23 protein-coding genes are annotated in these 20,149 nt (G+C 33.0%); 7 read left to right on the forward strand and 16 right to left on the reverse strand.

All coding sequences use genetic code 11. The annotated features are described in order from the left end of the window. Window positions 1-37: 37 nt before the first annotated feature. From ISP08_RS10855 to hxlA, 6 genes are all read right to left on the reverse strand, one after another. Entirely contained in the window at window positions 38-307 is a 270-nt protein-coding gene (locus ISP08_RS10855; protein WP_195718636.1) for a hypothetical protein, read from the reverse strand. Next, on the reverse strand, window positions 291-677 hold the full coding sequence (locus ISP08_RS10860; protein WP_195718637.1) for a hypothetical protein: 387 nt from the start codon (window positions 675-677) through the stop codon (window positions 291-293). Before ISP08_RS10860 ends, ISP08_RS10855 begins: the two co-directional genes overlap by 17 nt. Beyond that, window positions 649-1,791, reverse strand: coding sequence for a thiolase family protein (locus ISP08_RS10865; protein WP_195718638.1), 1,143 nt, complete (start codon window positions 1,789-1,791; stop codon window positions 649-651). Before ISP08_RS10865 ends, ISP08_RS10860 begins: the two co-directional genes overlap by 29 nt. Continuing rightward, a complete protein-coding gene (locus ISP08_RS10870) occupies window positions 1,788-3,149 on the reverse strand; it encodes an AMP-binding protein (protein WP_195718639.1) in 1,362 nt (453 codons plus the stop codon). The genes ISP08_RS10865 and ISP08_RS10870 overlap by 4 nt, the downstream gene beginning before the upstream one ends. A 411-nt stretch (window positions 3,150-3,560) precedes the next feature. After that, window positions 3,561-4,109, reverse strand: a complete 549-nt coding sequence (gene hxlB / locus ISP08_RS10875) for a 6-phospho-3-hexuloisomerase (RefSeq protein ID WP_195718640.1) — start codon at window positions 4,107-4,109, stop codon at window positions 3,561-3,563. 2 nt (window positions 4,110-4,111) lie between these two features. Beyond that, window positions 4,112-4,744: a 3-hexulose-6-phosphate synthase gene (gene hxlA / locus ISP08_RS10880; RefSeq protein ID WP_048792416.1), complete on the reverse strand. Its 633-nt coding sequence runs from the start codon at window positions 4,742-4,744 to the stop codon at window positions 4,112-4,114. A gap of 443 nt (window positions 4,745-5,187) precedes the next feature. Here hxlA and ISP08_RS10885 point away from each other — a divergent pair, with 443 nt between their 5' ends. From ISP08_RS10885 to ISP08_RS10900, 4 genes are all read left to right on the forward strand, one after another. Further along, window positions 5,188-5,547 carry a YojF family protein gene (locus ISP08_RS10885; RefSeq protein WP_048792415.1) on the forward strand — a complete coding sequence of 120 codons (360 nt, stop codon included), beginning with the start codon at window positions 5,188-5,190 and terminating at the stop codon, window positions 5,545-5,547. A 14-nt stretch (window positions 5,548-5,561) separates the two neighbouring features. Further along, window positions 5,562-6,227: a bacillithiol biosynthesis deacetylase BshB2 gene (gene bshB2, locus ISP08_RS10890; RefSeq protein ID WP_048792414.1), complete on the forward strand. Its 666-nt coding sequence runs from the start codon at window positions 5,562-5,564 to the stop codon at window positions 6,225-6,227. 14 nt (window positions 6,228-6,241) lie between these two features. Then, window positions 6,242-7,120, forward strand: a complete 879-nt coding sequence (gene folE2, locus ISP08_RS10895; protein ID WP_195718641.1) for a GTP cyclohydrolase FolE2 — start codon at window positions 6,242-6,244, stop codon at window positions 7,118-7,120. An 887-nt stretch (window positions 7,121-8,007) separates the two neighbouring features. Continuing rightward, window positions 8,008-8,346: a transcriptional regulator, SarA/Rot family gene (locus tag ISP08_RS10900; protein WP_195718642.1), complete on the forward strand. Its 339-nt coding sequence runs from the start codon at window positions 8,008-8,010 to the stop codon at window positions 8,344-8,346. Between the two features lie 200 nt (window positions 8,347-8,546). Here ISP08_RS10900 and ISP08_RS10905 read toward each other — a convergent pair whose 3' ends face one another. From ISP08_RS10905 to tadA, 3 genes are all read right to left on the reverse strand, one after another. Further along, window positions 8,547-9,113, reverse strand: a complete 567-nt coding sequence (locus ISP08_RS10905) for an NADPH-dependent FMN reductase (protein WP_195718643.1) — start codon at window positions 9,111-9,113, stop codon at window positions 8,547-8,549. 19 nt (window positions 9,114-9,132) lie between these two features. Next, window positions 9,133-10,002: a Cof-type HAD-IIB family hydrolase gene (locus ISP08_RS10910; RefSeq protein ID WP_195718644.1), complete on the reverse strand. Its 870-nt coding sequence runs from the start codon at window positions 10,000-10,002 to the stop codon at window positions 9,133-9,135. Window positions 10,003-10,099: 97 nt separating this feature from the next. Beyond that, on the reverse strand, window positions 10,100-10,591 hold the full coding sequence (gene tadA, locus ISP08_RS10915; RefSeq protein WP_195718645.1) for a tRNA adenosine(34) deaminase TadA: 492 nt from the start codon (window positions 10,589-10,591) through the stop codon (window positions 10,100-10,102). Window positions 10,592-10,654: 63 nt separating this feature from the next. On the opposite strand from tadA, the gene ISP08_RS10920 reads away from it, so the two are divergent. Both ISP08_RS10920 and ISP08_RS10925 read left to right on the forward strand, forming a co-directional pair. Beyond that, window positions 10,655-11,272, forward strand: coding sequence for a deoxynucleoside kinase (locus tag ISP08_RS10920; RefSeq protein WP_048792408.1), 618 nt, complete (start codon window positions 10,655-10,657; stop codon window positions 11,270-11,272). Then, complete coding sequence (locus ISP08_RS10925; protein WP_048792407.1) at window positions 11,265-11,927, forward strand: deoxynucleoside kinase; 663 nt, start codon at window positions 11,265-11,267, stop codon at window positions 11,925-11,927. Before ISP08_RS10920 ends, ISP08_RS10925 begins: the two co-directional genes overlap by 8 nt. 57 nt (window positions 11,928-11,984) lie before the next feature. Here the strand turns inward: ISP08_RS10925 and ISP08_RS10930 are convergent, their stop codons facing one another. The 5 genes from ISP08_RS10930 to ISP08_RS10950 form a co-directional block, all read right to left on the reverse strand. Further along, entirely contained in the window at window positions 11,985-12,374 is a 390-nt protein-coding gene (locus ISP08_RS10930; protein WP_048792406.1) for a hypothetical protein, read from the reverse strand. A gap of 68 nt (window positions 12,375-12,442) precedes the next feature. Beyond that, window positions 12,443-13,135 (reverse strand): HAD family hydrolase, encoded by a 693-nt coding sequence (locus ISP08_RS10935; protein WP_195718646.1) that lies wholly within the window; start codon window positions 13,133-13,135, stop codon window positions 12,443-12,445. 186 nt (window positions 13,136-13,321) lie between these two features. Then, entirely contained in the window at window positions 13,322-14,398 is a 1,077-nt protein-coding gene (locus ISP08_RS10940; protein ID WP_195718647.1) for a branched-chain amino acid aminotransferase, read from the reverse strand. Between the two features lie 267 nt (window positions 14,399-14,665). Then, a complete protein-coding gene (locus tag ISP08_RS10945) occupies window positions 14,666-15,055 on the reverse strand; it encodes a tautomerase family protein (RefSeq protein ID WP_048792403.1) in 390 nt (129 codons plus the stop codon). 149 nt (window positions 15,056-15,204) lie between these two features. After that, complete coding sequence (locus ISP08_RS10950; protein ID WP_048792402.1) at window positions 15,205-16,161, reverse strand: NAD-dependent epimerase/dehydratase family protein; 957 nt, start codon at window positions 16,159-16,161, stop codon at window positions 15,205-15,207. A 243-nt stretch (window positions 16,162-16,404) separates the two neighbouring features. Between ISP08_RS10950 and ISP08_RS10955 the strand changes: the two genes are divergently transcribed. Next, the gene (locus tag ISP08_RS10955) at window positions 16,405-17,484 is read left to right on the forward strand and encodes an aldo/keto reductase (RefSeq protein ID WP_195718648.1); all 1,080 of its coding nucleotides are present in this window, start codon (window positions 16,405-16,407) and stop codon (window positions 17,482-17,484) included. Window positions 17,485-18,378: 894 nt separating this feature from the next. On the opposite strand, the gene ISP08_RS12955 is transcribed toward ISP08_RS10955, so the two are convergent. Both ISP08_RS12955 and ISP08_RS10960 read right to left on the reverse strand, forming a co-directional pair. Beyond that, on the reverse strand, window positions 18,379-18,510 hold the full coding sequence (locus ISP08_RS12955; protein ID WP_267904783.1) for a hypothetical protein: 132 nt from the start codon (window positions 18,508-18,510) through the stop codon (window positions 18,379-18,381). 150 nt (window positions 18,511-18,660) lie between these two features. Further along, window positions 18,661-20,052, reverse strand: coding sequence for an MDR family MFS transporter (locus tag ISP08_RS10960; RefSeq protein WP_195718649.1), 1,392 nt, complete (start codon window positions 20,050-20,052; stop codon window positions 18,661-18,663). Window positions 20,053-20,149: the final 97 nt, after the last annotated feature.

Here is a 20,149-nt window from a genome sequence, read left to right on the forward strand (position 1 = left end):
GTAATTTTCGAAAAACAACCGTACACAACTAATATGCTTAATTGTTCTTATTAAGAACAATTAACTTTACCACACTGTCACCATTTAAAACATTAACTTTACCGTCATGACAGTTTTCGAAAGTTATTTCCTCATTAATACTAATAGGGTTCACGTATTTCACTTCATAATATTTCCAGTCTAAATTCAGTTGAGAAATTATAATTTCTACGACTAATTGCCCTGGAACGATATGATCATGTATTGGATTTTGATCATCGATAAGTGATAAATAAGTTTCTACAAATTGTTTAGTTATTTGTATCATTTTCCACCTTCTTTATAAACGTCTGATTAATAGAAATACATTTTGAATTATTTTTATAAATTTCCAGCAAAAATTGATAACGTTTATATTGCTTGATAATTTTACAACTTAGCATTGTCATTTGAGCAATATAATCTTCGTTAACTTTCAATTTGGCTATTTGCTCAATATTTGTCTTACTTAGCGTAATCGTACTGTGCCGAAACTGTTGGAACAGTTCAAATTGTCCCCATAACTTTGCACAATATAGTGGCGGGACTTCGTCATTATCATATTGAGTTATATCAAATAATTTTTTATAGCTCGCGACACACGAACTTTGAAACCGTACTACTTTATTTTCAGTTCCATCTGTGGAAGAGTATTGCATTACCCATGCCACCTCCTATGCCCATTGTGGCAATACTCTTATCTGCTTTTTTCATATAAAATAAACGTGTGACTAATGCTGCACCACTAGCACCATATGGGTGTCCGGAAGCTATTGCCCCTCCCCATTGATTAAGTTGTCGCTCTGTAATATCAAGTTGTCGTTTACAGGCTAAAACTTGAGAAGCAAATGCTTCATTTAGTTCTACGGCATCAATATCTTGCATAGTCATTTTATGTTTGTGTAATAATTGCGTCACAGCAGGAACCGGACCAATGCCTAACAAATTAGGATTTACACCTTTAATCGAGCTATCTATAAATTGCAAACCTTCAATAAAACCTAATGATTGTGCTAGTTTTTCTTCCATAACTAGTAACAACACTGCGCCATCATTCTTCATGCAACAATTACCAATGCTAACGCTACCATCAGCCAACAACGGTTTAAAACGACTTATTTTTTCATATGTTAATCGGGGTTTAACACTTTCATCTATAGAAAAAGACTTACCTTTTACTGTTATTGGTAATATTTCCTGGGTAATTTGTTGTTGGTCATAAGCTTTTATCGTTTTTTGATGACTTTCGTAGGCAAATCTATCTTGTTGCTCTTTGGTAATATTATAGTGCTGCGCTACATTTTCTGCCGCCTCAATCATCGAAGGGTCTTGATTTTCAGGTGCAAATGAAGCACGTTCATAAAACATTGGCAATTCATTATCATAAACTGATTGAGGGCGTTTAATTTTCCATGGTGCTCTGCTTGAACTTTCGACGCCGCCAGCAATGAACACTTTTCCCGCTTCAGCTTGAATCATACGACAAGCTTGAATAACGGCTTCTAGGCCTGAACCACATTGTCGATCTATAGTAACGCCTGGAATACTACTATCCAAACTAGCTTCTAATAACGATTTACGTGCAACGTTTCCTCCGTTGCCAACGACATTTCCTAATATAATATCATCAATTTTTGTCATAATATCTGGGCATTGTGATTTAAAATTTTCAAATAAAGGTAATAATAATTGTTCAGGCTCAAGATGCTTTAAAGTTCCGCCATATTTTCCAAAAGCAGTTCGTTTAGCGGCAACTATAATTGGTTTCTTCATATATTAAACCTCCCTTCCTCATACTTACTTTGCATTTCTTTTCTAGCAATCTTACCACTACTTGTATAAACCATTTTAGGTATTTTTACTATTTTGGACGGAATTTGATAACGGGTCAGCTTTGTCGATAAAAATTCGCGCATCTCTTTATAATCTATTTCTCTGTCACCCGTATATAATAAAATAGCTAATTCACCAAATTTATGGTGATTTTGGCTTATGACTAATACTTCGTGTACAGCTTCATTCAATGCCATAGCTCGCTCTATTTCTATTGGATAAACATTCTCCCCACCAATTATAATGCGGTCATGTTCTCTTCCATGAAGATATAAATAATCATCATTATCGATAGAAGCATAATCACCAATTGCAATCCACTCGTTATTATTAATTCTCTGAGGTACATAGCCACTGAAAGTCATATTACTTTTTATTGATAACAAACCAATTCCCCGTTCATCTTTATCAGTTATCGAGGTTGCCACATTAGGAAATAGCTTACCTACCGAGTCATTAGGTGCTTCATTGTTGTAATTATAGCTAATATAGCTCGCCTCAGAAGAGCCAAAGAATTCTATGACAATGGCATTGGCAAATTGTTGCTCAATACTGGCACGTAAATTATGGTTGAATTTATCTCCGGTGCTAAACAAATGACTGAGTTGTGGTACTTTAATCTTTTGATGTGCTAGTTGTTGAATCATTGTGGGGACACCAAAAAATGCAACATTGCTTTTCATCATGCACATATCTTTTAATAGTTTTGTAGCATCAAATTGTTGTTGACCTACAAAAGTTTTACCAATATATAGCGCATAAACACACGCAAATAATGCCAATGAATGTGCTATAGGTCCTGGAGAAACAATATAATCCGGAATTATTTCCATCATTAAGTCATGTTGTTCAAAAGAAACTAACCACGATTGCTCATTACGAAAGTAAGCTTTAGGTAAACCTGTAGTGCCTGATGTAAAACCAATATGTAAAATATCCTCTAAATATTGATCCATAATATCATGATGCAATTGTGCTATTTCTTCATCATTGTTAATTTCATAATTAATATCATACTGATTATATATTTTATTTTTAGTCTCTTGTGGCCAACGATAATCTATCACGCAAGGTATCGCGTTAGATTGTAAAACTGCTAAATAATAAATAATTAACTTCAAAGGGTTTTGCATATTTAAAGCAACAGTAGCTTGCCGTTCAATATGCTGCAATTTGTAATGCTTTTCCACTATTTTATCTTTTAGTGATTTATATGTTATTTGTTGTGCATCGATTTTAATCGCTGTATGGTCTCCATTTTTTTGTGCATGATGTTCAATGTTAGTTAATAATGTCATAAATTACACCTACAAATTTAATTATTACTGTTAATTATAATATAGTGCTCGTAAGTTAGCGATTAAAGACACAATTCACATATACAGTAACTTAATGATCCAATTGACTTGTCGATAACCATCTATCATAACGATGTGGTGTCCAATGCCATATAACGCCCAAATTTATAATCTTTTTAGCTTAATTTTTATCATTCGTCACCATATTTTATATGCTATTGGATAATATTTGGTGACTATTCCCATTTCTTATCTAAAACCTACACTTGAACTGTCTTGAAATTATCGTCGCCTTTTACAAAGGTACATACTTCACAAACATTTATCACTGCATAAAAAAAGCAATTTCTATTTATTTCAATAGAAATTGCTTTTAATATTAGTAATATTTATTTAACTAGCATCATTTCTTTATTCTAAATTAGCATGGTTTTGTTGCATTGTGTTCTCGTCTACATTCAATGCTTCCATTAAATCTAAAACGATACTATCAAAGAAAATTTGTGTCGCTTGTTCAAATAAAGTGCCTAACGGTTGAGCCGAACCTTCCGCATCATATTTCGTACCCGCAGGTAACTCAATAACGGAGTTAGCTAACTTGCCGATTGGCGATTCTGGTTTAGTCGTTAATAATACAACTTGTGCATTTGTACTTTTGGCTTTTTCCGCTAAAATTTTCAAATGTTCAGTAGAACCTGAGCCAGAAACAATAATAAACAAATCTTCTTCTGTAATTGAAGGAGTCGTTGACTCTCCTACGACATGTGCGCGTTTACCAAGTTGATTTAATCTCATAGCAAAGCTATTTGCTACATATCCAGATCTTCCTTTACCTGAAACAAAGACATCATTAGCTGAAATGACTTGTTCTAAAAACGTCTTAGCTTCATTTTCTTTAATATTGGATAATGTACGATCCAATTCATCCAACATTAATCTATAATTAGTGATTTCTGCCATAATTATCTACCATCAATCGCATTACGACATTGTTGAGCTGCTGCAACTGGATCGTCAGCATTAGCAATACCGCCACCAACGACGATTAAATCAGGCTCTTCTTTAGCTACTTCTTCAATTGTACCTGGTTTAATACCACCTGCTACAGCAAGTTTTGAATTCGTAATTACTGATTTTACTTTACGTAAGCTATCTAATGGTGAAACGCCTTCTGCTTGTAAGTCATAACCAGTATGCACCATGATATAGTCAGCACCTAATGCGTCTAATTCTTTTGCACGCTGTTCTAAATCTTGAACAGCAATCATATCAACTAATAATTCTTTATTGTTTTTATGTGCTTCTTCTACAGCACCTTTGATTGAAGCATCTTCAGCCACGCCTAATATTGTAACTACATCAGCGCCATATTTAACAGCTTGACTTACTTCATATCCTGCAGCATCCATAATTTTAAGGTCTGCTAACACTTTCACACCATCAATATTATCATCTAAATGTTGAACTGAAGGTAAACCTTCATTAATAACGATAGGAGTACCAATTTCTACGATATCAACATAATCTTTTACTTTATTAGCTAATTCTGCAGCTTCTTCTTTATTTAATAAATCAATTGCTAATTGTAGTTCCATTCATATTCATCCTTTCAAAGTTATCAATCATACTGTTATTTTACGTGAATTCAACACGTTATACTTACATATTGCTCAAATCAATTCCTTTAATGGTTTACCCGACATCACTCGCGTTAAACTTATAGCTCATTTAGCAGATAGAAAATGACAGTTAATCTTTTCCCATATATACTAGTTATTCTCGTTAAAATCATGTATCATTGATATTTAAATTTACATTTTATTGAGCATACATGTACATTTCTGCACTTGTTTTTAGTAGAATATAAAGATAACCAATTTTAACCATGATATGTGGGCAATAATATGACACACATAAGAACAAATCTCCATTTAATTTGTTCTTTTTATAAATATTTGATTGCTATTATCAGCATATAGCATAGTAATGCTAAACATATTACATTTATAGCATTTTCTTAGGATAAGGAGTGAATTTGTTGGAATTAATAGAATATGACAAAGTACAATCTTTGCTTGATTCTTACGCGAATAAACCAGTATATATTCACGTTGAAACTACGAATGGTGCATATGCAAATCATTTTGATCAACGTGTGTTTAATGCTGGTACATTTTTAAGAAATATCCAGATAACTTTCGAACATGCACAGCTTAAAGGTGGAGAAAAAGATCCATATCGCGTAGGTTTAAAATTAGTAAATAGTGGTTGGGTTTATGTTCAAGGATTAACCCATTTTGAAGTTAACGATAATAATGAATTTCTAATAGCAGGTTTTAATTATGAAGGTCAATTAGCTGCAACTTTAGAAATTAGTACACAACCATTTAACATATAGAGGAGGACGAAAGCATGTCAGAAGAAAACCACGTACTCGTAATTTTTCCACACCCAGACGACGAAACGTTCTCATCTGCTGGAACGTTAGCCCGTTATATAGATAATGGAGTGCCCGTTACTTATGCTTGTTTAACGCTCGGTCAAATGGGACGTAACTTAGGCAACCCACCGTTCGCCACAAGAGAATCATTACCTAATATACGTGAACAAGAACTTGAAGCTGCCGCTGAAGCAATCGGTATTAAAGATTTACGTAAAATGGGATTACGAGATAAAACAGTTGAATTTGAGCCACACGACGAAATGGATAATATGGTAAAATCTTTAATTGATGAATTACAACCCTCAGTAATTATTTCATTCTATCCTAATTTTGCAGTGCATCCTGACCATGAAGCAACGGCTGAAGCAGTAGTTAGAACCGTTGGTAAGATGCCAAAAGAAGAGAGACCGAGACTGCAATTAGTTGCTTTTAGTAATGATGCACCAGAAAAACTCGGCGAGCCTGATATTTTAAATAAGATCAGTGATTATAAGGATGTTAAATTACGTGCTTTTGAAGCACACGCATCACAAACAGGTCCATTTTTACAACAATTAGCTACCCCTGATGTAGACGGAGAAGCAAATAGTTTCTTACAAGTTGAACCATATTGGACTTATAACTTTGAATCTTAAGTGGAGGCAATAGCATGACTGAATTAGACTTATCTACAAGAGAAGGAAGATGGAAACATTTTGGTTCTGTCGACCCTATCGAAGGTACAAAACCTGTCGTTAAAGAAGAAATGACCGACTTACAAAGCACAAACAAAAATTTTTTATTTGATATAGAGGAAGTAGGCATTAAAAACTTAGTTTATCCTGTCAAAATTGACGACTATCAAACTGCCGGTACTTTTAGTTTTTCTACAAGTTTGACCCAAGATGAAAAAGGCATCAATATGAGTCGTATTCTTGAAAGTGTCGAAAAACATTACGATAATGGAATCCAACTTAATTTCACTTCACTCAACGAAGTATTACGTACGTTACAAACGAGTATGAAACAAAGTGCTGCCGGCGTAGATGTTTCTGGCAAATGGTTTTTCAATCGTTTAAGCCCAGTCACTAACATTAAAGCAATAGGAAATGCAGATGTCACATTTGGCTTAGCAATTGATGGAGATTCTATTACACGTAAAGAATTAACAATTAATGCTGCAGTAACAACACTATGTCCTTGTTCTAAAGAAATAAGTGAATATTCAGCCCATAATCAACGAGGTTATGTAACTGTAAAAGCTTATTTAGATAAAGACACGCCATTAAATGATAATTACAAAGAAATTATTTTAGATGCAATGGAAGCTAATGCAAGTTCAATATTATACCCTATTTTAAAACGCCCTGATGAAAAAAGCGTTACAGAACGTGCATATGAAAATCCACGCTTTGTAGAAGACCTTATTCGTCTTATAGCAGCCGATTTAGTAGGATTCGAATGGATAGAAGGGTTCGATATTGAATGTAGAAATGAAGAATCTATTCATCAACATGATGCTTTTGCAAAAATTAAATATAGAAAATAATAAGTTTTAACTTTTTACTGGAATAATTCATTGTATATAACTATGTTTACATGTGATTATTCCAGTTTTTTTGTTTTAAACTAAAATTTTTGATTTTAGCATTAATATTTTTAGCTTATAGTAAAATTACCAAAAATAATGTAAATAAATAAACATAAAGAGTAAAAAAATAATACCCCCATTAAATGAGAAACATATTAAAATAATTACTATACGATATAAGTTTATTCAGCAATTTCAACCATTCATACATAATTATTTATTTTGTGTGGTTCTTAAGTATAGATTTCACATTGACGGTGTTTAATAACCAAATTGTTGTACACGGACTTACAAATCTGGGGCCGCGTCACTGTTTATTTTTTATTAACGGTAATCTCCTCCTCTTAAAACCAACGGCATTGCTGCATTATTAAATAGTCGATGTCTTCTATGACTGTGACCAAACTATTGTCTTTCCACATCACGCTACGCTATTAAAATTATCAATAAACCATCATTATTTCACTCTATATTTAACTCTTACCTCACAATTGAAGTCTTTAAATTATCCAAGTAATCAATTATTTAAAAATGCATTACATGCTATAGATCAAAATGGACTTACACGTTTTAAACATACAATCATTATGTTCTATCTCGAGAATTGTTAAAGTTTATGAAAACTACATTATCTATATGTATTACGATAGCAAATCACACATAATGCTAAATGGTTACTCGATTAAACAACTAAGCATATACACGGTGAAATGCTCAATTTCATACTGATTATGACAATCTCTCACTTTTTGAATAAATTTATCTTTGCTCACCAGAAACATGAGTAAAAATATAATGGTCTAATTAAGCAAAATTAAATAAAATCTATAAAGTCGGTGATAAATATGGATATTATCAAATATGAAGAAAAAAGAACCTTAATTAAAAAAGTAGTAAAACAAAAATTAAATATTACTTTAGTAGAAATCGTAATTTTAGATAAAATAGCTGAAATTAATAAAACGTGTATTGAAGCATCTGAATTAAAAAAATCGTTACATAATAAAAACACGCCTATTTCATCACAATTAAGTAATCTAATAAGTCTTAAATTATTAAAAAAGGAAAGAGATTCACATGACGAAAGGCGTATTTATTTATATGACATAGATTTAGCAGGTATCAACAAAATATTGCAACAATACCATTCTATAGTTAGCAAATTAATAGCAGCAACAGTGTAATAAATATATTCTGTACTCCAAATTTCATTTTTCCAAAAAGAACTAATTTACAGATTAGTTCTTTTTATATTTAACCTACTTCACTATCAATCAACTATTAAAGTTATATAAATATAAAAACGTCAATTACTATATTTCAATAGCAATTGACGTTTATTTATAAGCCAAAGGTTACTATGCCTCAAGCAATTTTAATTTCTTTATTTTAAATGTTCATATGGACTGTTTTTTACGAAAGAAATAATTTGATCTACAAATAATTTAGAACGTAACTGAAATTCTTCGTTTGCTAAATATAATGTACCATCTTCAAGTTTATTATAATCAGAATCATGTGTAGCAATTTGCGTAGGTACCGCAATACCTAGTAAAGTACGCACTATCAAACGTAAATGAGATAATGGTTCTGCACTCACAATACCACCACTATTGCCAATCAAACCAACTGGTTTCATTTTGAAATCGTCCATCGTTAAATGATCTAAAGCATTTTTTAAGATACCTGAATAAGAACCATGATAGTTTGGACTACCTAAAACGAAAAAGTCAGCTTCTCGAGCTTTCGATTGTAATTCAGCTAAATTATTTTTATAAGTTTCTGTAGGCATTGAAGCTCCAGAAACATCTAATTGATGAATTGGTTTTTCTGCTAAATCAAATATTTCCGTTTCGAAGTCGTGTTCTTCAAAATGGCCTTTCAAATATTGTGATAAAGCTGTCGTATGGGAGCCTAATTTTGCGCTACCAACTATAATTAATCCTTTCATAATTAAGTCACCTCTAATATTAGTTATTATATTCTTTAAGTAATTTCATAATTGCCTTACCAACGCCGCTATCTTCATTTGATTCAGTTTCAAATTTAGCAGTTGCTTTCACTTCAGATGTAGCATTTGCCATTGCAACAGAATAACCTGCATGCTCGAGCATAGAGATATCATTTAAATTATCACCTATTGCCATAACTTCAGACATATCAACTTGTAATCTGTCGGCAATGGTTTGTAATGCAATCCCCTTTTGTGCATCCGCGTGTGTAATTTCAATATTACCTCTTGAAGATGACGACACTGCCAAACTACCTGATTGTGCTAACTCTTCACTCACGCGATCAATTTTGTCGAGATCGCTATCAAAGGCAAGAATTTTCATGACGATTTCTCCAGGAGTGTCTTTAATTTTGTCATAATTATCGACAACTTTTAAAGTGCCGTTATCGATTCTTTTTTGGATACCTGCTTTAATCTTGTCTACGTCCGCTTTTTGACCGGCACGTTCAGCAATATCAATATAAATATCTAAGTCACGTTGTGGATTTTCGGTATAAATGCCAATGTTAGTATATATTTGATAATAAATATTATCTCTATTAAGTATATCTGTAATCCTATCTATTAATTCTCTGTTTAAGTTTGAAGTACTGCTAATGTTAAATGATTCATCTCTAACTTCAGCCCCATTCAAACAAATGTATGGCACTTTTAAATCAGTTTGTGCGACCGGTGTATTAGCCTCATAAAATGCACGGCCTGTAGCAATGACTACGGTAATCCCTTGTGATTGCGCATATTCAATAGCTTGAATATTTTCCTCTGAAATTTCATGTGCAGCATTTAATAATGTGCCATCCATATCTGTTGCAATTAATTTGATCATTATAAATTATCGTCCCCTTCTGTATTAAGTTACACACTTGCCTGTAATCAATAAATACGCACACTTTTTATAACACATTATATAGTTTAACAAAACTTTACGTGTTTGTATTATCGTCTGTTCGGCTGATTTTTTTATTTTTTCTTATATTTTTAAAGAATGAGCGCAATAATTCACCGCATTCTTCTGCTAATATATGTTTGTCTACAATAGCTCTATGATTAAAGCGTGGTTCTTGTGTTAAATCCATTAAACTGCCACTACAACCACCTTTAGGGTCGCTTGCCCCATATACAACTCTTGATATACGACTCATTACGATTGCCCCTGCACACATGACACACGGTTCTAACGTTACATATAATGTACAGTCTTCCAAACGCCAACTTCCGACTATTTTAGCAGCTTTTTGTATCGCTAAATATTCAGCATGTGCTGTTGGATCTTGTAACGTTTCTCTTAAATTATGCGCTCGCGCAATAATATTATTGTCTTTTACAATGATAGCACCAATTGGTACTTCACCGATGTGTCGGGCCTTTAAAGCTTCACTTATAGCAACTTTCATATATTTTTCATCACTTGTCATGTGTCTCACACCTCACATATGGTACAATACTTAATGTCTATTTTAACATTTGGAGCGTTAACCATGAATAAACCATTTATAGCAATCGAAGGCCCTATTGGCGTTGGAAAATCTTCCTTAACACATAAATTAAGCCAAGATTTAAATTATTACGAAGAAAATGAAATTATCGATGAAAATCCATTTCTTTCCGACTTCTATGATGATATATCAAAATGGAGTTTCCAAACTGAAATGTTCTTTTTATGTAATCGATATAAACAATTTCAAGATTTAGCACTTATTCACCAAGGTATTGTTAGCGATTATCACATATATAAAAATAAAATATTCGCACACAATACACTGACACCAACTGAATATGAAAAATTCTCACGCATTTATGACATTTTAACCGAAGACTTACAGATGCCAAATATCATAATCTTCTTAGATGCTGATTTAACAGTACTTCAACAAAGAATTGCCAAAAGAAATCGTAGCTTTGAACATCAAATATCTGATGATTATTTATTTGCTCTAAAAGAAGATTATACTCATTTTTACGATACATTAAAAGCTGATGGCCAGAATGTCATAAAAATTGATACATCAACAATTGATTTTGTAACGAATGACGAGGATTATCAACATATATTAGAACTTGTACGACCACTTATAGGAGGAACGAAAGATGAATAATTATGGCATTCCACAAGATGCAGTGATTACTATTGCAGGAACTGTAGGAGTAGGAAAATCAACCTTAACTCAAGCTTTAGCAGATCGTTTAAATTTCCGTACATCATTTGAAAATGTAGAACATAATCCATATTTAGATAAATTTTATCATGATTTTCAACGTTGGAGTTTTCATTTACAAATTTACTTTTTGGCGGAGCGTTTTAAAGAACAGAAACGTATGTTTGAATATGGTGGCGGCTTTGTCCAAGACCGTTCAATTTATGAAGACGTAGATATTTTCGCAAAAATGCATGAAGAACAAGGGACAATGACAGACGAAGATTTTAACACTTACTCTGAATTATTTAATGCTATGGTGATGACACCTTATTTCCCTAAACCCGATGTACTTATTTATTTAGAATGTGATTATGACGAAGTCATTCAGCGTATACAACAACGTGGACGTCAAATGGAAATCGATACTGACCCGCAATATTGGCAGAAGTTATTCCAACGTTATGAAACTTGGATTAGCCAGTTTAACGTGTGTCCGGTTGTTCGCGTAAATATTAATGAATATGATTTACATGCAGACCCAGATTCGCTAGATGTTGTCATCAACAAAATCAAATCAGTTATCGATACTTACAGAAAAGTAGATCAGCGATAATTATAAATAAAAGGTTGAAACATGTATGGCTTAAAAAGCCCCGTTTCAACCTTTTTATTATTCAATATGGTTACGGTTAATAATTTTATCAATCTCGTCATCATTGACTATTTTATTATAATAACTATCGTCTACTCGATTAAAACCGAATGTATTAGCTTTTTCTTTATCGTTAGTTCCAATGTATTGATTGCCATCACTATCTTGATAATAATCAAAAATTGCGCCTTCATATCTCGCTTCTTGGAAAAGCTCGTAAAGTTCTTCTAAATCATCTCTAGCCACACGTTTATAATATAGCGTGTGTACTGTGTGAGCTTTAGTTTGGGCAATAAAACCTTGCTCTTCGGCGCGCTCATCTTCCGTAACTAAAAGTACTTCATTACCATGAATACTTGCAACTTTATATGTTTCATTATTATAAATGGCATATTTACCATCAATCATTGAAACCACCCCTTTTAAAAACTCATAATATATGTTTTATATATTATGACACAACCACAATATGAATCCTATTGATTTATAATATCTATTACTTCGTTCATTGTCGGTATAATATAATCTGCTTCGGCAAAACTTTCTTCAATATCCACACCAGTTAATACTGCGATAGACAACCCTAAACCTGCATTTTTACCTGTTTTAATATCATTTGCTGTATCGCCAACAATTGCGACATCTTTAGGATCAACATCATAATTATCAAATAACGGTTTTAACACTTCTGGATTGGGTTTTTCTACGGCATTTGCTTCTGTAGAAATGACTACATCAAAAAATCGATCGCTTTGTGTTACATCTAAAAATTGATCAACACCCTTTTTAGAATCACTTGTTACTATGCCCATCTTGTACCCTTGCTGTTGTAAATGTTCTAAAGTTTGATATGCACCTTCAACCCATTTATTATCAGGCACACGATTGTCGACTAATGTTTGACTACGTTGTTGTACCCATTGTGTCACATCTTCTCCCGCAATTTCATTAAATGCTGCTACCATATTATCTAGAGCGCCCGAAGCCATAACCGTACCCTGCTGAATTTCACCGTCTACGATACCTAAACGTTTATAAGCTACGTCTATATCAGTAATTTTGTGCTTATAACGGTCAATAAAATCATCAGCTAATTGTAAACCAATAGTCATCCAACTACGGTCAAAATATATTAATGTGCCATCTTTATCGAATAAAATCCACTTCATCAACTTACATCTCCTATGTATTTATCATTACTCGTTTGCTTAATTTACTACTTTAACTTTAGTAATAACATTAAAAAAAGGCAAATATCAAAACGTCATTTTAAACCATAAACACAATCAGTAAATAACTATGTATATATTTAAAAAATGAGTAGTTTCGACTTTGCCTTAAAACGATATTAAATATTAATATTTAGGAACTACGACTCTCCAATTTTGTGGATCATCGAGTTTACCACTTTGTATGCCTACATAATTATCATAAAGTTTTTGTGTAATTGCACCCGTTTTATTACTGTTAATAACAATTTCTTCTTCACCATATTTTAATTGGCCTACTGGTGAAATTACAGCTGCAGTACCTGTTCCAAACACTTCATCTAATTCACCTTTACGATGAGATTCAATTAACTCATCAATAGATACACGACGTTCTTCAACATCATAACCTAATTGTTGTGCTAATTCGATAACCGATTTACGAGTGATACCAGGTAAGATACTACCGTTTAATTCAGGTGTTACGATTGTGCCATTTTCTACGAAGAAGATATTCATACTACCTACTTCTTCAATGTATTTTTGTTCAACACCGTCTAACCATAATACTTGGTCGTAGCCTAGTTTAGAAGCATTTGTTTGTGCTTTTAGACTTGCTGCGTAGTTACCTGCAACTTTAGCATGTCCTACACCGCCACGTACGGCACGCACATATTCATCTTCTACATAAATTTTCGTAGGATTTAATGATTCACCACCATAGTATGATCCTGATGGTGATAAAATAATAAGTAATTTATAAGAATAAGACGGTCTTACACCCAACATACCTTCTGTTGCAAAAACATAAGGGCGAATATATAATGATTGCCCTTCACCTTCTGGTACCCAGTCACGTTCTTTATCGATTAACTGTTTTAATCCTTCTAATAAAACCTCTTCATCAACTTTAGGCATATCTAATCTACTTAAAGAATTATTGATACGTTTAAAGTTTTCGTCTGGTCTAAATAATACGACTTCACCATTATGTTTGTATGCTTTTAATCCTTCAAATACTGCTTGTCCATAATGTAGCGCCTGTGCTGCTGGAGAAATTTCAATTGGTCCATAAGGCACAATTTTTAGGTCATGCCATCCTTGATCTAAATCATAATCGAAGCTTAGCATATAGTCAGTAAAGTATTTACCAAAACCTAAATCACTTGGATCTGGTTTTTCTTTTAAGTTTTCACGTTGTACAATTTCAATTTTTTCTGACATGATTTATTCCTCCAGTTAGTTCTAAATTTTTAATTAAAGTCAATTATACCAATCGTTTGAGGCGCATTCAATAATTTTCGAAAAATTTAAAATTTGAAGCATATGAAACTGACCTATTTAAAATCAGCTCATAATTAAGAAAATATTATTGTAGGTCGGTTCGATTAGCGTCCACAATAGGTCACCGTCCTTGACCTTTATACAACGCCTCATTAATTTATAAAGTAAAACCGTTACGTATTAAAACCAATAATTATGCTGTACACGTTACAAATCACCATTTAAAAATTGTGCTTCACCGTTAAAGAAACTCCAATTTTCATCAGTATTTTCTACAAGACTTATCATGATATCTTCTTTACGTATATTTAGCTCATCGTTCAAGCGTGATACTAAATTGTGGTAAAACGTAGTTTTTTGATCTTTAGTACGTGGACGGGATATCAAAGTAAAGACTAACACCTCATCTGTTCTTTCCACACCTAACCCTGTATCCAATATCGCCATTTCATAATCTTCATGTTGCGTAACGATTTGATATCTGTCGCCTTCTGGTGCATCAAAAGCGTCTAACATTACTTCGTACGATACATCCAAAATTGCTTTAATTTGTTCTTTTGTACGTCCTTTAATCATATCTATTTTAATAATTGGCATAATATAGCCCCCCTTAAATTAATCTATCCTACTCAAATTTAATTTTAGCTCATTTACAAGGGTTTACAACTCATCTGTTTTCTATAAACTATTTAAGCCAAAATAAAAACACTTAAAAGCTATTCTACTTTTAAGTGTTTTATAATTATTTATCTCACGCAATTTTGCGCTTGAATTGCTTCTAACATTATTTTTGTCATAGCTTGTAAGTCATACTTAGGATCAAAGCCCCATTCTGCTCTAGCACAACTAACATCAATGTTATCAGGCCAACTATCAGCAATAGCTTGTCTGTCTGGATCTACGTCATAGTCCAATTCAAAGTTTGGATAGTGTTCTAAAATAGCTTCTTTGACCATTTCAGGTTCAATACTCATAGCACTTAAGTTATAAGCATTTCTATTAATAAGTTTAACGCCGTCAGCTTCCATTAATTTAATAATTGCATCTACAGCATCATCCATAAACATCATATCCATAAATGTATCTTTAGCAATATAGCTTGTGTATTTACCTTCTCTAACAGCTTTGAAATAAATTTCTACAGCATAGTCCGTTGTACCGCCACCTGGTTCTTTAACGTGTGAAATAAGTCCTGGGAATCTAACGCTTCTCGTATCAATACCAAACTTTTCGAAGTAGTATTGGCATAATAATTCACCGGCAACTTTATTCACACCATACATTGACGTAGGTCTTTGTATAGTAACTTGTGGTGTATTCACTTTTGGTGTCGTTGGTCCAAACGCACCAATTGAACTTGGCGTGAAGAATTTCAAATCATATTCACGAGCTGCTTCTAAAGCATTCATTAATCCACCCATATTTAAGTCCCATGCAAAAATTGGGTTTTTTTCTGCAGTAGCAGACAATAATGCTGCCATATGCATCAACGTATCAGCTTTAAATGTATCTACAAGTTCAAACATACGCTCTTTGTTCGTTACATCTAAAATTTCAAAAGGACCATCTAATATTGGTGAACCTTCTTCCGGCTTTCTAATATCAGTAGCTAAAACGTTTTCATTTCCGTAAATCGCTCTACATTTTACTACTAATTCAGTTCCAATCTGTCCTAAGGCACCTGTAATCATAATTTTTTTCATTTCTCTCTCTCCCTTGTCTATTGCCAAAATGCAATGTTCTTCTCATGTAAACAAATAGCCTATTTCATCTCAAATTATACTATATTTATCCAAAATTGTATACTGTGAGTGAACATGAAGCAATTTATTTATTAAGTTGTACAATTCATTTCAATACTATAGTGCTTACGGTAAAAAGGATGAGATTTAAAATTTACAACAACGGGAATTAATAGAATGTATTTCGAAAAAGGAGTGAACTAAATGGATTATAATTTATTAGGTAATTCTGGATTAACGGTATCTAAATACGCACTTGGTACAATCCCTTTTACAGGTACAAATGGATTCGAAAATGCAGGCGGCATGTCACAACAACAAGCGAATAAGATGATTGATTACGCCCTAGATCAAGGTATTAACCAATTTGACACAGCAAATTTATACTCTAAAGGGGATTCTGAAATTGCATTAGGTAAAGCAATTAGAGATAAACGTCATGATATGGTTATTAGCAGTAAAACAGGATTTCAGTTGACTGATAATCCTAATGACGGTGGCGCAAGTAGACTTAACATAGAACGTTCAGTTAATGAATCGCTACAAAGATTAAACACTGACTATATTGATTTATATTACACACATTTATGGGATGGTCAGGTGCCGACAATGGAAACTATTCAGGCCATGAACGATTTAATTCAACAAGGTAAAATTCGCTATTGGGGCGTTTCAAATTATAGTGGTTGGGCTTTAGCTAAAACACACACACTAGCCGTTACTAATAATATGGCTCCACCTATCGCACAACAAATTTATTATACGCCTGAAGCACGTGAAGCCGAATATGAATTATTACCTGCCGGAAAAGAACTTGGAGTTGGTAATAGTATATGGTCACCATTAGGCGAAGGCCTTTTAACTGGTAAAGTTTCAAGAACTAAATCAGGCGAGGCTGGTACACGTCAAGGCGATGGTTGGCCTGAACCTTATATTAAGGACCATGAATTATTTTATAATTTAGTAGATGTGCTTAATGACATTGCAACACAACACAACGTTTCAGTTGCCCAAGTCACATTAGCATGGTTAAGAGATAGACCAAATGTAGACTCACTCGTACTTGCAGCAAGAACCCAAGCGCAATTACAAGATAATATCGCTTCTTATAACCTCCAACTTACAGATAATGAAATTAAAACAATTACCGAGTTAACAAACCCAGAGCCTATATATCCTTTATGGCATAGAGCAATGAACGCTTACGATAAAGCTTCAACTTCAGAAAAAACTTATCTTGAAGGTTATAATAACTTAATGAATAATAAAGATTCTATGTTATAAAACTTCAATATTAAATTGAAAGAAAATATCTCTAAAAATAATGGCAATTCGCCTCAACTTCGATGGAAATTGCCATTTTTCGTAAAACTTTCTTTATATTTATAATTAAAAGACACTATTATCTCACTACATTTTTTCTTATCATATATTTTGAGCGAGACACCTTACAGAAGGAAAGCGCAGCTCAAATAATATTGTTCTCACACCACCACTTAATTAAAAATAAGGAAGAGTATATTTTTTAGCCTAATAAATAATTTAATAATATAAATACTTTTCATCCCATTGCTTTTAAGTCACTGTTATTTTGAGCAAGACTCCTAACGGAAAAAAAGTGTCTCGAGATTACAGGCTCGAGCCTTTCCCGTTGGAAAGCGCAGCTCAATCCATATTGTTCTTACACCACTACTTAATTTAAAATAAGGATGAATCTATTTTTAGCCTAATAAATGATTTAATAATATAAATACTTCTCATTCCACTACTCTTAAAGCACTGTTATTTTGAGCAAGACTCCTAACGGAAAAAAAAGTGTCTCGAGACTACAGGCTCGAGCCTTTCCCGTTGGAAAGCGCAGCTCAATCCATATTGTTCTTACACCACTACTTAATTTAAAATAAGGATGAATCTATTTTTAGCCTAATAAATGATTTAATAATGTAAATACTTCTCATTCCACTACTCTTAAAGCACTGTTATTTTGAGCAAGACTCCTAACGGATAAGAAAGTGTCTTGAGACTACAGGCTCAAGCCTTTCCCGTTGGAAAGCACAGCTCAAAATAACTTATATACTTCTTAACAATAAAAAAGCCAATCAACGTGTTAAAAACACATTAATTGGCATCTTCATTGAGAGTTCATCCCAGACTTTGAATTTTAATAAATACTATATATTAAAATTTGTCTTTTAGATCATCAGCTTTATCTTTCGCTTGATCTTTAAGTTCTTCTTGCTTATCTTTATCGTTTTTAACTTCGTCTACTTTGTCTTTTGCTTGGTCTTTAAATTCGTCAAATTTACTCATTATAAAACCCTCCTAAAAGTTTGGATATATAGTTCTACCACTTAAAAACATGAATAAACACTTTTTATGATAAATTTTATTTTTTAATAAATTAACAAATATTCACCTAGCCATACAATGCTTCTATAACAGTTTTTAGGACTTAACACATTATCGTTGTTTTTTAACTTCTTTTAATTTAAATGATAATAAGAAACCAACAATTGTTACACATGTAGCCACAATAAATGAAATATTAACACCATGTACGATACCTTCCTGTCCTTTTGTTGGATCGACAGCTAACGACATAACCGTTATAAATAATGCCGTACCTAAAGCACCTGACAATTGTCTAAAGGTATTGTTCATCGCCGTACCGTGTGGAATTAAGTGATTTGGTAATTGGTTAATCGCTAATGTAGTCATAGGCATCATAACCATCGCAATTGAAATCATTCTAACCGTATTCATTAAAGTTAGATAAGTAATACTTGTATGCGCAGTCAAGAACGTAAATGGTAATGTTGATAAAGCTAGCAACAATAAGCCGCCACGAGCCAACCATTTACCACCAAATTTGTCGAATAAATATCCGGTGATTGGGTTGAAGAGGCCCATCACAACTGCTCCTGGTAATAATACTAATCCAGATTGTAATGGCGTTAATTTCAACATGTTTTGCATATATAACGGTAATATAATATTTGTAGCAATCATAACCGCAAATACAAACATACCGAGTACTGTACCAATTGTATAAATGTTATATGAAAAAACTCTAAATTCGAGCATAGGCTCTTTTAGTTTTAATTGGCGCTTAATAAATATTACTAATGTAATAACACCAACGATTATAGAAACAATTACGTGCCAGCTCGTAAATCCAGCCTGACTTACTGTACTAAAGCCGTATAATATACCGCCAAAACCAATCGTAGATAATACGACAGATAGTTTATCAAGTTTTGGATGCGTTAATTCTGTTACGTTTTTCAATAAGAAATATGCAGTGATAATATTGATTGCCGCGATTGGGAGAATAATGTAGAAAACGCTTCTCCATGTGAAGTATTCAACTAAAACGCCTGATAACGTAGGCCCAATTGCTGGAGCAAATGCGATAACTAAACCAAATAGTCCCATTGCAGTCCCACGTTTTTCTTCAGGGAAAAGTAAAAATAATATTGTTTGCATCAGTGGCATCATAATACCAGCACCAGTGGCTTGAAGAATTCTACCTATTAATAATGTGAAGAAATCTGGTCCAAAGGCACAAATTAAAGTACCAACAGTAAAGACACCCATTGCAGATAAGAATAATTGACGAGATGTAAAACGTTCAATTAAAAACGCAGTAACTGGAATCATAATACCATTGACTAGCATAAAGATTGATTGCAACCATTGAACGGTACTATTGTCCAGTTTCAAGTCTTTCATTATAGGGGGTAACGCCGTACCTAACAAAGTTTGGTTTAATATTGTTATAAATGCCCCTGATAACAAGACGGCAAATAAAGGTATGTTTTTCTTTAAATCAAACTTTTCTGTTTCAGACAAAGCAATCCCTTCCTTCAATAAGTTTAAATATTCACTTGTAAAACATTACTATGACGCGTGTAAAATTAAACCATTCATTTCACTTTATATAAAGTAA

Source organism: Staphylococcus lloydii, assembly GCF_015775975.1.
GTDB lineage: Bacteria > Bacillota > Bacilli > Staphylococcales > Staphylococcaceae > Staphylococcus > Staphylococcus lloydii.

Excerpts from the sequence above, each read along its gene's own strand:
- ISP08_RS10855 (WP_195718636.1), bottom strand. The coding sequence starts at position 307 with ATGATACAAATAACTAAACAATTTGTAGAAACTTATTTATCACTTATC.
- ISP08_RS10860 (WP_195718637.1), bottom strand. The coding sequence starts at position 677 with ATGCAATACTCTTCCACAGATGGAACTGAAAATAAAGTAGTACGGTTT.
- ISP08_RS10865 (WP_195718638.1), bottom strand. The coding sequence starts at position 1,791 with ATGAAGAAACCAATTATAGTTGCCGCTAAACGAACTGCTTTTGGAAAA.
- ISP08_RS10870 (WP_195718639.1), bottom strand. The coding sequence starts at position 3,149 with ATGACATTATTAACTAACATTGAACATCATGCACAAAAAAATGGAGAC.
- hxlB (WP_195718640.1), bottom strand. The coding sequence starts at position 4,109 with ATGGCAGAAATCACTAATTATAGATTAATGTTGGATGAATTGGATCGT.
- hxlA (WP_048792416.1), bottom strand. The coding sequence starts at position 4,744 with ATGGAACTACAATTAGCAATTGATTTATTAAATAAAGAAGAAGCTGCA.
- bshB2 (WP_048792414.1), top strand. The coding sequence starts at position 5,562 with ATGTCAGAAGAAAACCACGTACTCGTAATTTTTCCACACCCAGACGAC.
- folE2 (WP_195718641.1), top strand. The coding sequence starts at position 6,242 with ATGACTGAATTAGACTTATCTACAAGAGAAGGAAGATGGAAACATTTT.
- ISP08_RS10900 (WP_195718642.1), top strand. The coding sequence starts at position 8,008 with ATGGATATTATCAAATATGAAGAAAAAAGAACCTTAATTAAAAAAGTA.
- ISP08_RS10905 (WP_195718643.1), bottom strand. The coding sequence starts at position 9,113 with ATGAAAGGATTAATTATAGTTGGTAGCGCAAAATTAGGCTCCCATACG.
- ISP08_RS10910 (WP_195718644.1), bottom strand. The coding sequence starts at position 10,002 with ATGATCAAATTAATTGCAACAGATATGGATGGCACATTATTAAATGCT.
- tadA (WP_195718645.1), bottom strand. The coding sequence starts at position 10,591 with ATGACAAGTGATGAAAAATATATGAAAGTTGCTATAAGTGAAGCTTTA.
- ISP08_RS10920 (WP_048792408.1), top strand. The coding sequence starts at position 10,655 with ATGAATAAACCATTTATAGCAATCGAAGGCCCTATTGGCGTTGGAAAA.
- ISP08_RS10925 (WP_048792407.1), top strand. The coding sequence starts at position 11,265 with ATGAATAATTATGGCATTCCACAAGATGCAGTGATTACTATTGCAGGA.
- ISP08_RS10930 (WP_048792406.1), bottom strand. The coding sequence starts at position 12,374 with ATGATTGATGGTAAATATGCCATTTATAATAATGAAACATATAAAGTT.
- ISP08_RS10935 (WP_195718646.1), bottom strand. The coding sequence starts at position 13,135 with ATGAAGTGGATTTTATTCGATAAAGATGGCACATTAATATATTTTGAC.
- ISP08_RS10940 (WP_195718647.1), bottom strand. The coding sequence starts at position 14,398 with ATGTCAGAAAAAATTGAAATTGTACAACGTGAAAACTTAAAAGAAAAA.
- ISP08_RS10945 (WP_048792403.1), bottom strand. The coding sequence starts at position 15,055 with ATGCCAATTATTAAAATAGATATGATTAAAGGACGTACAAAAGAACAA.
- ISP08_RS10950 (WP_048792402.1), bottom strand. The coding sequence starts at position 16,161 with ATGAAAAAAATTATGATTACAGGTGCCTTAGGACAGATTGGAACTGAA.
- ISP08_RS10955 (WP_195718648.1), top strand. The coding sequence starts at position 16,405 with ATGGATTATAATTTATTAGGTAATTCTGGATTAACGGTATCTAAATAC.
- ISP08_RS12955 (WP_267904783.1), bottom strand. The coding sequence starts at position 18,510 with ATGAGTAAATTTGACGAATTTAAAGACCAAGCAAAAGACAAAGTAGAC.